Source organism: Winogradskya consettensis (assembly GCF_018332715.1).
In the GTDB taxonomy this organism is placed as follows: Bacteria; Actinomycetota; Actinomycetes; order Mycobacteriales; family Micromonosporaceae; genus Actinoplanes; species Actinoplanes consettensis.
Map to the genome: position 1 here is coordinate 1 of NZ_BOQP01000078.1, position 11,221 is coordinate 11,221.

Annotated in this window: 14 protein-coding genes; 7 read left to right on the top strand and 7 right to left on the bottom strand. The window is 67.3% G+C overall.

Going from position 1 to position 11,221, the window contains the following annotated elements:
• Nucleotides 1–21 precede the first annotated feature (21 nt).
• Together Aco04nite_RS47270 and Aco04nite_RS49895 are read right to left on the bottom strand one after the other, a co-directional pair.
• Nucleotides 22–207 (bottom strand): hypothetical protein, encoded by a 186-nt coding sequence (locus tag Aco04nite_RS47270; RefSeq protein ID WP_213003709.1) that lies wholly within the window; start codon nt 205–207, stop codon nt 22–24.
• Between the two features lie 320 nt (nt 208–527).
• Nucleotides 528–1,058, bottom strand: coding sequence for a TetR/AcrR family transcriptional regulator (locus tag Aco04nite_RS49895; RefSeq protein ID WP_280519504.1), 531 nt, complete (start codon nt 1,056–1,058; stop codon nt 528–530).
• A 74-nt stretch (nt 1,059–1,132) separates the two neighbouring features.
• Here Aco04nite_RS49895 and Aco04nite_RS47280 point away from each other — a divergent pair, with 74 nt between their 5' ends.
• Both Aco04nite_RS47280 and Aco04nite_RS47285 read left to right on the top strand, forming a co-directional pair.
• On the top strand, nt 1,133–2,113 hold the full coding sequence (locus Aco04nite_RS47280; protein ID WP_244876816.1) for an amidohydrolase family protein: 981 nt from the start codon (nt 1,133–1,135) through the stop codon (nt 2,111–2,113).
• A 65-nt stretch (nt 2,114–2,178) separates the two neighbouring features.
• Complete coding sequence (locus Aco04nite_RS47285; protein WP_280519506.1) at nt 2,179–2,454, top strand: NUDIX domain-containing protein; 276 nt, start codon at nt 2,179–2,181, stop codon at nt 2,452–2,454.
• Here the strand turns inward: Aco04nite_RS47285 and Aco04nite_RS47290 are convergent.
• The gene (locus Aco04nite_RS47290) at nt 2,412–3,188 is read right to left on the bottom strand and encodes a GNAT family N-acetyltransferase (RefSeq protein WP_213003712.1); all 777 of its coding nucleotides are present in this window, start codon (nt 3,186–3,188) and stop codon (nt 2,412–2,414) included. The genes Aco04nite_RS47285 and Aco04nite_RS47290 overlap by 43 nt on opposite strands.
• A 154-nt stretch (nt 3,189–3,342) precedes the next feature.
• Nucleotides 3,343–4,938 carry a serine/threonine-protein kinase gene (locus tag Aco04nite_RS47295; RefSeq protein WP_213003713.1) on the bottom strand — a complete coding sequence of 532 codons (1,596 nt, stop codon included), beginning with the start codon at nt 4,936–4,938 and terminating at the stop codon, nt 3,343–3,345.
• A 264-nt stretch (nt 4,939–5,202) separates the two neighbouring features.
• Between Aco04nite_RS47295 and Aco04nite_RS47300 the strand changes: the two genes are divergently transcribed.
• Nucleotides 5,203–5,595: a response regulator gene (locus Aco04nite_RS47300; RefSeq protein WP_213003714.1), complete on the top strand. Its 393-nt coding sequence runs from the start codon at nt 5,203–5,205 to the stop codon at nt 5,593–5,595.
• A gap of 13 nt (nt 5,596–5,608) precedes the next feature.
• Here Aco04nite_RS47300 and Aco04nite_RS47305 read toward each other — a convergent pair whose 3' ends face one another.
• Both Aco04nite_RS47305 and Aco04nite_RS47310 read right to left on the bottom strand, forming a co-directional pair.
• A complete protein-coding gene (locus tag Aco04nite_RS47305; RefSeq protein ID WP_244876817.1) occupies nt 5,609–6,025 on the bottom strand; it encodes a nuclear transport factor 2 family protein in 417 nt (138 codons plus the stop codon).
• Nucleotides 6,026–6,187: 162 nt separating this feature from the next.
• Nucleotides 6,188–7,063, bottom strand: coding sequence for a LysR family transcriptional regulator (locus Aco04nite_RS47310; RefSeq protein ID WP_213003715.1), 876 nt, complete (start codon nt 7,061–7,063; stop codon nt 6,188–6,190).
• A gap of 16 nt (nt 7,064–7,079) precedes the next feature.
• Here Aco04nite_RS47310 and Aco04nite_RS47315 point away from each other — a divergent pair, with 16 nt between their 5' ends.
• Nucleotides 7,080–8,183, top strand: a complete 1,104-nt coding sequence (locus tag Aco04nite_RS47315; protein WP_244876818.1) for an NADP-dependent oxidoreductase — start codon at nt 7,080–7,082, stop codon at nt 8,181–8,183.
• Nucleotides 8,180–8,581, top strand: a complete 402-nt coding sequence (locus Aco04nite_RS47320) for a nuclear transport factor 2 family protein (RefSeq protein ID WP_213003716.1) — start codon at nt 8,180–8,182, stop codon at nt 8,579–8,581. The genes Aco04nite_RS47315 and Aco04nite_RS47320 overlap by 4 nt, the downstream gene beginning before the upstream one ends.
• A 40-nt stretch (nt 8,582–8,621) precedes the next feature.
• Here Aco04nite_RS47320 and Aco04nite_RS47325 read toward each other — a convergent pair whose 3' ends face one another.
• Nucleotides 8,622–9,401: an SDR family NAD(P)-dependent oxidoreductase gene (locus Aco04nite_RS47325; protein ID WP_213003717.1), complete on the bottom strand. Its 780-nt coding sequence runs from the start codon at nt 9,399–9,401 to the stop codon at nt 8,622–8,624.
• A gap of 139 nt (nt 9,402–9,540) precedes the next feature.
• On the opposite strand from Aco04nite_RS47325, the gene Aco04nite_RS47330 reads away from it, so the two are divergent.
• Nucleotides 9,541–10,386, top strand: a complete 846-nt coding sequence (locus Aco04nite_RS47330) for a helix-turn-helix domain-containing protein (RefSeq protein ID WP_213003718.1) — start codon at nt 9,541–9,543, stop codon at nt 10,384–10,386.
• Between the two features lie 638 nt (nt 10,387–11,024).
• A partial coding sequence (locus Aco04nite_RS47335; protein WP_213003719.1) for a hypothetical protein occupies nt 11,025–11,221 on the top strand: 197 nt, incomplete at its 3' end.

Below are 11,221 nucleotides of genomic sequence, written 5' to 3' on the forward strand. Positions count from 1 at the left end.
TTAGGACTTACTCGTCTAGGTTTATTCGGCTTTGCGGCCGAGCCAGGACAGGCACGCTTCGGCAACCCCGCGCCAGCCCGCGTCGATGGTCAGGCTGTGGCCGCGGTCGGGGAATTCGAGGAGTTCGGTGACGGCGGTGGAGTGGCGGTACTGCTTGAAGGTTGCCTTGGTGACGGCTTCGGGGACGGTGTGGTCGCGGCCGCCCATGACGAGTAGCAGCGGTCCTCGGTCGTTGTTGCCGGTTTCGACTGCGGCCGGGGAATGGGTGGAGAAGTTTGCGGTGGCGGCTTCGAACAGCGGCTTGCCGGGGGCGGGGATGACCCATTGTTCGTACAGGGCGTCGGATTCGTCGGGGGTGAGGGCGTTGCCGAAGGCGTACCGTAGTCGGCGATGCTTTCGGGGTTGGCGCGAGCGTCTTTGACGGTGTCGGGGACGCCGGGCCAGCCCGGTGCGATCGGGGTGTAGCCCGCCGATTCGAACAGGTCGATCCAGGGCTGCCAGGACTCCCACTCGCGTCGGTCGATCGGTTACGTCTTGGCAGACAGCCACGCGTGGGCGGCTTTGACCAGCGTCTCGTGGGGAACGTCATCGAACGCGCTCAGTTTGAGGAAATGCTGGGCGATCGTGAGGCCGAGGATGCTGCTCACGGCGAGCAGTGCGCGCACCTGAGCGTCGTCGCCCTCGAACGATTGCTCGAGATTGTTGACGCGTTCGTCGAGGAATGTGCGGACGGACGCTTCGGCTTCGGGTGAGGTGAGCATCGAGCGGACGAGGGCGCGCGTTTCGGGGGGCAGTTCTCCCAGGCGTACATCAAGAACGTCCATGAGGTGGTCTTTTGCGCCCTGGGGGTTGTCCTTGGGGAGTTGGACGGCGATGGCGAAAAGGTCGGCTTTCGTGCCGTAGTGCTGCATGACGAGCGATGCGTGCACGCCGGCGCGTTCGGCGATCGCGCGGACCGTTGTGCCTTTGTAGCCGTGGGTGGCGAACTCCTCCTGGGCCGCTTCCAGGATCCGCTGGGCCGTCCGGGCGCGTTTCGCGTCTCTCGTGGTGCCGCTCACAGCACTCACTCTACACATGTTTAGCGAACCTGCTACGGTTCACTCGACAAGTGTTTAGCGAGATGGGACGCACCATGGCTTTGATCGGTATCGAGGAGCACTGGACCACCCCCGGGCTGGCGGCGGCCCTCAAGGCGCTGCCCGCGGGGCGTCGTGACGACAGCCTCGCGTTCAACGAGATCGGCGACCACCTGGCCCGGCTGGAGGACATCGGCGACGCCCGCATCGCGCAGATGGACTCTCAGGGCATCGACCTGGCGATCCTGTCGCTCGCCCCACCGGCGACCGGGCCGCTCGACCCCGCGGACGCCGTGCCGCTGAGCCGCGACCTGAACGACCTCGCCGCCGCGGCGGTCAGCAAGCACCCCGCGCGTTTCCGCGCCTTCGCCACCCTGCCGATGGCCGAACCATCAGCCGTCGCCGCCGAGCTCGAACGCGCCGCCCAGCTGGGCTTCGTCGGCGCCATGGTCTACGGCCGCACGGGCGAGGTCCCGCTCGACGACCCCCGCTACGACGACCTGTTCGCCACCGCGGCCGCGCTCGGCAAACCGCTGTTCATCCACCCGCAGATCCCCTCCCCCGCGATCCGCGACGCCGCCTACAGCGGCTTCGACCCGATGACCGAGCTCGCCCTCGCGACGTTCAGCTGGGGCTGGCACATCGAGGCCGCCCTCGCCGCGCTACGCCTCATCGCCCGCGGCACCTTCGACCGGCACCCCGACCTGCAGATCGTTCTCGGTCACTGGGGCGAGCTCCTGCCATTCTGGAGCGACCGCACGAACAGCCTCACCCGGATCACCGGCCTCCAGCGCAAAGCCTCGGAATACGTACGCTCGAACTTTCACATCACCAGCTCCGGAATGCTGAGCCCGGCACTGCTGCACCACACCCTCGAAGTCACCACGATCGACCGGCTGATCTTCTCCACCGACTACCCGTTCCAGCAGCCGACCCAGCCGGAGATCCGCGACTTCCTCACCGCATTCGCCAGCGACGAGGACCGCGAGAAATTCACCGCCGGCAACGCCCGCAAACTGTTCGGCCTCAACGCCTGATCGTTCCCCCACCACTGCCGGTGAGCGCCTACAGCCTCCAGGGCGATCGCCCTGTCTACCCGAACGTGTGGGACCTGACCGGCGGACACATGGAGCCGGGCGAGACAGAACCAGCTGCGCTCGTCAGAGAGCTGGACGAGGAACTGGGCGTGCAGATAGGGCCAGGCTCGGCGATCCATCTGTGCCGGCTGCAGGTAGGCCGCGGAGAGGAATCCGTACACTTCAGCGCCTGGATTGTCGGGAAGTGGCAGGGAACGCCTGAACTACGGCGGCGCCGCGACAACTGCCTACGCCGGAGTCACGGCCTGGTGGGTTTCCAGTCCTCGGCGAGGATGGCGTAGCCGAGCGAGTCGAGCCACTGGCCGTTGCGGTGCAGGGAGTCGCGGACGCCGTGCTGTTCCCGGCGCATGCCGAGGCGTTCCATCAACCGCCAGGAGCCCTCGTTGTCGTAGAAGCAGACAGCCACGATCCGCCGGACGCCGAGATCCTCGAAGCAGTAGCGGATCAGCTCGCCGGCGGCCTCGGCGGCGTATCCCCTGCCGGTGTGGGCGGGATCGAGCACCCAGCCGAGTTCCACCTGCGTACCCGTCGCCTGCCCGGCCACCTCCTGCTGCGACCACGCGTCCTCCCGGCGCAGCATCAGGTCGCCGATGATCGTGTTGTCGAGCTCAACGACGGCTGTGGTCGCGAGGCGTGCGGGGGCGCTGAACACGGTGCGCCAGTCGTCGAAGCCGGCCGGGCGCGACGTCAGCCATTCGGTGACCGCGTCGAGCCGGCGGAAGCTCCAGGTCGCCTCGGCGTCTTCGGCCTTCGCCGGTCGTATGGTCAGCCGGTCGGTGTGCAGCGGGCGGTCGAGCACCGGCGACGGCGCCGGTTCGATCACCCGCAGGCTCAGCAGGGTGGCTCCGATACCGCTCAGCGCGGCCAGGACGCCGTACAGCTGGGCCTGGTCGGTGATCGGCCCGGTGAGGATGCTGGTGCCGTCGTCGTTGCGGGCGATGCCGAGCCCGCGGAACCGGTCGGCCCCGTGGTCGTCGAGGTGGCCGTCGACCGTGATCGCGTAGGTGGTGCTCATCAGGCGGTCCCTTCAATCAGCGGTGCGTCGGCGGATTGTATGACCTGGTCCGCGACGAAATGTTCGCGGGATCGATCCCGCGCCCGCTCTTTCTGACCGCTGTCCTGGGTGCCGGGCGAGGAGTCGGTCTCGGCTGCCCGCAGCAGGGCGGCGCTCAGGTGCTGGTCGCCGAAGGAACGCCGCCGCTGCAGGTGACGGTCATGGTGACCTGCGTGTTGCCGTGCTTGAAGGACACCTCCGGAGCCGGCCCGGCTTCCGTGTCACCGTCGATGACCTTGTAGGGCTTGATGGCCGACCAGGAAAGGATGTGCGCTGTGCCGGTGGCGGGGCAGGTCGCGCGGACGGTTCCGGCGGCCGATGAGAGTGTTCGCTCCTGCGGAGCGGCTGCGGTTGTAGTTGTGGTTGTGGTCGCCTCCGGCTCCGGTCTCGAGGAAGTGGGAGTGCCCGCCGGGGTGGTCGTCGTGTCCTCTCCGGCTACCGCGCCGGGAGTCACGCGACCGGCCGTCGTGCGGGCTGCGCCCCTCGGACTGACGCCGGTGGCGCCTGGCGTCGGTGCAGTGGACGTGATCGACACCTTGGGGGCCGGATTCGTGGTTGCCGCACGTGGCGGCTTGACGCTTACCTGCGGCGTTCGCGCGGTCGCCTCCGGCCGGGAGGGATGCAGCAGCGCAATTGTCGTGATGGCCGCTGCCACCAGGATCAACGGCGCCATGATGTACGGCACCAGGCCGCGTCGTCCGCGTACGCCCGGCGCCTGTGCTGCTTTCGGGTCGGCCTCCGCCGGAGGTCGCTGACCGGCCACGGGGTCAGTTCTCCCCGGCAAGTTTTCGTTCATGGCAACCGGCTCGACGGGAGAAGCGCTACTGGGAGTCTCGTCGTCACGCACCGTCTTGGTGGCGCCGTGGGCGAGCAGTGCCGCCACCTCACGGGCGCTCGGGCGTTCGGCCGGGTCTTTGTCCAGGCAGCGATTGCACAGCGCGGTCACGAAGTCGGGCACCTGGAACATCGGCAGCAACGGGAAGGGGTCCACGTAGATGTGCGCCGTGAGCATCTGGGTCGTCGTCTCGCTGGTCCACGGCGAGTGTCCGGCCAGGAGCCGGTAGAGGAGAACACCGAGCGCGTAGACGTCCGACGCCGGCTCCACCGCGTTGTACAGCAGGCGCTCGGGAGCGAGGTAGGCCGGCGTACCGAGCACCTCGAAGTCTTCAGCGCCGGCCTGTGACGGCTGGATCGCCGCCGCGATGCCGAAGTCGACCACCTTGGCCCCGGTCGGGGAGAGCATGACGTTGGCCGGCTTGATGTCGCGATGCACCAGCCCCTCGACATGCGCGGCAGCCAGAGCGGCGGCGATCTCCGCACACACGCTCATCGCGTAGCGGGGTAGCACCGGTCCCTCATTGAGCCGCTGGTGGAGCGTGCCACCACGGACGAGTTCCATCACCACATAGGGAACGATCTCCCCGGCCACGTCAGCCTCGCCATAATCGTGCACCTGGGCGATGTTGGGGTGGGACAAGGCCGCCGCAGCCCGAGCCTCGTGACGGATCCTGCTGCGCGACTGGGGATCGCCGATGTGGTGAGCAGCCAGGAGTTTCACGGCGACAGTGCGAGCCAGGACGTCGTCATGGGCCTGCCAGACGACGGCCATGCCGCCGGCGCCCACCTTGGAGATGAGACGGTAGCGGCCACCGAGCACCCAGCCGGTGCCGGTTTGTTCAGTTGCGTCGCCGTGTGTCCCATCGCCGCTCATCGCTGGCAGTCTGCCGTGCCGATGGGATCAGCGCATCCCTCGGACCCTGCCGACCTCCATGGTGGTGGTCATCGTCTGCAGCCCGCACACCTGTTCGGACGGCCCTGTACGGTCGAGGCGCTGGGCCGTCCTGATGGAAATTCGACAGCCCGGTCACCCGATCGGAGGAACCGTCCGCGTCCATGACCTACACCGTGTAGGTAATCCCGTCACTGTTCTACAGTCGCGTTGACAAACAGGGCAAATCGACGAGAGGCCCGTTCTATGACGCTGCTGGTGCTGGCCGAGGACGACGACGACATCCGCATGATCACCGCTCGTGTTCTCCGCCGCGCGGGCTACACGGTGATCGAAACGGCCGACGGAGCCGCCGCCCTCGCCGCCGTGCGTGAGCACCGGCCCGCAGGCGTCGTCAGCGACATCGACATGCCGGTGATGTCGGGCGTCGACCTGTGCCTGGAGTTACGCGCCGACCCGGCGACGAAGGATCTGCCGGTGATCTTCGTCAGCGGCAGTCTCGCCCCGGGCGACACCCGTCCCGAACAGGCGCAAGCGACCACGACGCTGGCGAAGCCCTTCCGGGCCCCCGAACTGGTGATGTGCGTACAGAACGCTCTGGAGCGTGGCCACCGGGCGGGATCCTCGACGACCGAGTGACCACGGAGGACTTCTAGGCTCGTTCGTCGTCCCATGCCAGAGCACTGATCCGCCACCCCGCGGCCGTCCGGACGAACTGCAACGTCTTCATCCCCCGGCCGGTGAACGGCTGCCCGTCCTGCACCCCGGACTTGGCGTAGCTGCAAAAGAGTTGGGCGATGTCGCCGTACACGTCGAGGCGCCCGGACTCCTCCCACTCGCGGAAGCCGGTCAGCCTGCCGCTGTCGAGCAGTTCGGCACGCGGCCGGATAAAGCTCTCCACCCCATAAACCACAGGCACATCCCCACATGTACGCACAATCGTGGCCTGTGGCAGGAACAGCTCGCGAAGCGCCTCGGCATCCATCCCCGTCTTGAACGCGGCGAAGAACACCTCCACCAACTCCGCGATCGCCGCCCGATCCGCATCATCTCCGGTCCGCATCGTCATCGCGTCAGAGGTTGTTGTCGTTGCATGACGTGGGGGTGCTTCCCGGGGGAGGTGACGCGCAGGACTGCTCCGCGTCGCTTGAGGAGGGGCATCCGGTCAGGAGTGTCGCGGTGAGCCCGGCGATCACGCCGGCAATCACCGGCCGGTGCCATGCGGAGGAGATCATGCCGTCTGCTTGGTGAGGACGGACTTGGCTGTCAGGCGGAAGTTTCTGATCATCGGGTTGGGGTCGTCCTTGCGGCTGACGATGATGACTTTGCTGGTGGGGGCGTTGTCGAGGGGGACGGTGACCAGGTCGGGGCGGAGCGTGGTGCGGCGGTCGCCGATGGGGAGGACGGCGATGGCCTGGCCGCCGGCGACCAGTTCGAGTTTGTCCTCGTAGCTTTCGACCATCGGGACGTCCGCGCCGAGGAGGCGGTAGGTGGTCCAGCCGGGCATCTCGTACGCGCAGGGGGCCTCCGGGAAGGCGTCCAGCTCCTCCGACGTCACCGAGGCCCGGCCGGCCAGGGGGTGTCCGACGGGTACGACGAGCATGCGGGGCTCCTCGTACAGCACCGTGGTGCGGATGTCGGCGGCAGCGAGGGGCAGTGGGGATCTGGCGACCAGGACGTCGACGCGGCCGTCGGACAGGGCTCCTATGTCGCGGCAGCTCAGGTGGCGGGTGGTGATTTCCGCGGCGGGGTGGCGGTGGCGGAGTTCGCGGACGGCCGGGGTGATCACGAGGTCTTCGGCGTATCCGATGGTGAGGCGATCGAGGGCGGCCTGGTCGCGTACGGTCAGCTCGGCTTGAAGGGCTGCTTGTAGCAGTGCCTGGGCTTGCGGGAGGAATGCCTTGCCGGCCGGGGTGAGGCGGGTTCCTTGCGGGATGCGGTCGAGCAGGCGCGCGCCGAGGCGTTTTTCGAGGCGCTGGATCTGGCGGCTGAGGGCGGGCTGGGCCACGTGGAGCTCGGCGGCGGCGCGGGCGAAGGTCCGGTGCTCCGCGACGGCGGTGAAGTAGCGGACGAGCCGCAGTTCCAGGTCCTGCCCGAGGTCGTTCACCCATCCCACTCTAGCCATGCCGTTTCAGCATGCCGGGGTTGCCGGACAGGTCTTGGACGGCGGCGCGGGTGCGGGCTTTGACTCGTGGGGTAGACGTTTCCTCGAGAAAGCGGCAGGCGTGATGAAGGCGATTCAGTTCCACGAGCCTGGCGGCCCGGAAGTTCTTCAGTACGACGAGGTGCCCGTTCCCGAGATCGGTGCGGGTGAGGTGCTTGTCCGGGTTCACGCGGTGGGCATCAATCCGCCGGACTGGTATCTGCGGGAGGGTCTCAAGGTCATGCCGCCTGAGATGCGGCCGCCATTGGAGTATCCGCTGACTCCCGGTACGGATATGTCGGGCGTGGTCGAGGCGGTTGCTCCGGACGTTCAGGATTTTGCCGTGGGGGACGCGGTTTTCGGGATGCTGCGGTTTCCCGGGTTCGACGGTCGCACGTACGCTGAATACGTTGCCGCGCCGGCCTCGGATCTGGCGCTCAAGCCGGCCGAGCTCGATCACGTTCGGGCGGCGGGGGCCCCGATGGCCGTACTCACCGCTTGGCAGTATCTGGTTGATCTCGGTCATAACGTGGCGTCGCCGTTCACCGGGCAGGTGCATCAGCCGGTTCCCATCACTGACGGGATGACCGTGCTGGTGAACGGGGCTGCCGGTGGAGTGGGGCATTTCGCGGTGCAGTTGGCGAAATGGAAGGGTGCACGCGTGATCGCGGTGGCGTCCGGGCGGCACGAGCAGTTCCTGCGCAAGCTCGGGGCGGACGAGTTCATCGACTACACGACGACGCGGGCCGCGGATGTGGTCAGCGATGTCGACGTGGTGATCGATGCGGTCGGCGGGCCGGAGAGCAAGCTCTTTCTGCGTACGCTCAAGCGCGGCGGCACGATGCTTCCGGTGTTCTTCGCCGAATACGACGAGGCGGAGACGGCGCGGCTGGGCATCACGGTGTCGAACATTCAGGTGCGGTCGAACGGGCCTCAGCTCGCCGACATCGCGCGGCTGTTCGACGAGGGCTCGCTTCAGGTCGGGATCGACAGCACCTATCCGCTGTCCGAGGCCGGCAGCGCGCACACCCGGGCTGCGCAGGGCCATATTCAGGGCAAGATCGTGCTGACGGTCGCGTCGTGATCGCCGAGCTGCAGCAGGTTGTCGCGAAGTACGCGCATGCGCTGGACGAGCTTGATGTGCCGGGGCTGGAAGCCGTGCTGACCGAGGACACCACGTGGACCTTCGCGGCGCCTGGGCAGGGCGTGCTCGGACCGGTTGCCGGACGCCCTGCGGTGCTGGGCTTCGTCCGTGACGGGCACGCCGCGCAGACCGGGCGGGTACGGCACCACCTGGGTAATGTCGTGGTCACGGCCGCGGACGGTGACAGCGCGCTGGTGCAGGCCACTTTGCTGCAGACGAGGGACAACCAGGTGATCTCGACCGGCGTCTACACGTTGGGGCTGCGGCAGGACGGCGGTGTGTGGCGGATCGCCGAACTCACCCTCGCTCTCGACAAACCCCTCGAACCGATCCCGTGAACCGGGACATGGTTGACGCTGATGGCGCCACCCCCACCTGTCAGGAGCGGTAGCGGCTCGCCAGTTCCGGCGACTGTGCGCCGAACGCCGCGAGGTCGGCCTCGAACACCTTCTGCAGCAGGTCGTGCTGTTCGACGCCGGGTGCGGTCACGACCTCGCCGAGTTCGATGCCGCGAAGACTCGCGGTGACGACGTCCGCGGCGCTCATCCGGGCTACCGCGCTCAGGTCCATGCCCTGACGCTCGTGGAACTCGGTGGCGACCACACCCGGGCACAGGACCTGCACGTTGACGCCGTGGGGGGACAGCTCGGCGTGCAGGGTCTGTGACAGGGCAACCGCGTAGGCAAGGCCCGACGCGTACAGGGCCCGGCGCAGCGGAACCTGGTCCAGGGACGCAGGACCGCTGAACGCGATCATCCCCGCGACGTTCACGATCTGCCCGGCGCCGCGCTCGACCATCCCCGGCGCGATCGCACGGGTCAGCAGGGTCGGGGCGAGAGCCTTCACCCCGACCAGCTCGGCTGCCTCCTCGTGCGTCAGCTCGACGAACGCCTTGTAGTGAGCCACGCCGGCGTTGTTGACCAGCATCGTCACCGGCTGGTCCCCCACCGCGGCGATCACCTGCTGGATACCGTCCAGCGTCGCAAGGTCGGCGCCCACGGTTTGCACCGTCACGTCGGGGAACTCCTTGGCCAGCTCATCGAGCCGCTCCTGACGGCGCCCCACCGCGATCAGATCCACGCCCTGCGACGCCAGCCGGCGCGCGTACTCGCGGCCGATCCCGGACGACCCACCCGTCACCACAGCCAGTCCACTCATTCTGCTTCTTCCATGTCACTCATCGCGCTTCGACCTGCGAACAATGCTGCCCCCGACGGGGCGGCGCCGGGTATGCCCCCGCGACAGTGGTCCCCGCAGGACCACGACCAGGCAGTCTCCCGCGACCTATCATCCGGGTATGGATTCCAGGGAAAACCTGCTCGGCGACTACCTGCGCGCACAACGTGCACGGGTCCGCCCGGAGCAGGTCCGCCTGCCCGGCGGGCAGAACCGTCGCGTGCCGGGACTGCGCCGGGCCGAGGTGGCACTTCTGGCCGGAATCAGCCCCGACTACTACCTGCGCCTGGAGCAGGGCCGCGACCGCAGGCCCTCCCGGCAGATCCTCGAAGCCCTTGCCGGCGTGTACGGCCTCGACGCGACCGGGACCACCTACCTGCTCTCCCTCGCCGAACAGCCACCACTACGGTCCCGGCGGCGACGCGTACGTGAAACCGTGCCCGAAGGCGTCAGCAAGCTTCTGACATCGTTGCCGTTACCAGCGTTCGTCGAGGGCCGCTATTTCGACGTCCTCGCCGCCAACCCGCTCGCCACGGCCCTGTCGCCCCGCATCGCCACCGGGCAGAACCGCATGCTCGCGGTCTTCCTCGACCCCGCCGAACAAGCTCTCTACCCTGATTGGGACGACGCGACTGCCCGCCTCGTGGCCGGTTTCCGCCGCTCAGTGGGCACCGACATCCACGACGACCGATTCGTCGAACTCGTCGGCGAACTGTCCCTCGCCAGCGAACGATTCCGCACCCTCTGGGCCCAGCACGACGTCCAGGCCCGCCAGAGCTGGCCCATCGTCATCGACCATCCCCTCGTCGGTACCATGACGCTGAACCGCGAAAAGATGATCATCGGTGACACCGCGCAGACCCTCGTTCTCGCGATCTACCACCCCGACCCCGGCTCGGACAGCGCTGACAAACTCGCGTTCCTCGCCTCCTACACAACGCCTGCGGGGCTCGCCGCGAAAGAATAGGCGGCCGGGCTCCCGCTGATCGCCGTCGCCGCCTTCAGGAGTAGGGCGCACTTACCGACTGCCACCGTCTGACCCGACGTGCCTCAACTGCACTGAACAGCACTACATCACCCCCGGTAAGAGACTTGTGCAGACCAACGCGCAAGGAGCGATCGACGGGGTGACCACTTACAGGTGGATGCAGATTGGGATCAGCGACCCACTTATTCTCCGATCGGCTACGAATCGTAGATCGCACGTCTCGGCGTTGCACTTGACCTGCAGCGATGGAGACATCGCTCTGATCCGGTATCCAGTGGAGAGGCAAGATTTCGCTTACCTCTTCCGATCCTCATAAGAGGTCATCATCCGAGATGGGTCCGGCAGCGCCCTTCTCTCCCGCCGCGGCACGACGTCAGCTGTAACCAGCAGCCCAGCGTGACGCCGCGGACAGACCCCGCGGCCATCCGCTCATGCCGATGACAACAAGACGGCCAACGAACTCATGGCACGAGGATCGCCTCCCGGGATCCATCCACCACCACTTCACGGCTATCAGAATACTCGCTATCTGCCATTCGAATATGTGTGATCCCCCTCAACCCGACAATGGCACACCCACCCTTCCGATCATGGAACACCCTGAGAACAATAAAGGAATGAAATACGCTCAGCTGGAGATTTTCACGACCGTTGAACTGGCGTGGATGCGTGACCCTACACGGCGCCGGAACTACTCCCCGGCAACCGAAGAGTTCCGGCGCGAGCACAAGGTCCGGCGGGCCTTCGGAAAAGCTCTCGGCCACACCACCCGGCTACGACGCGACTCCCCCGAAGCCCGGACACCGGACGGCAA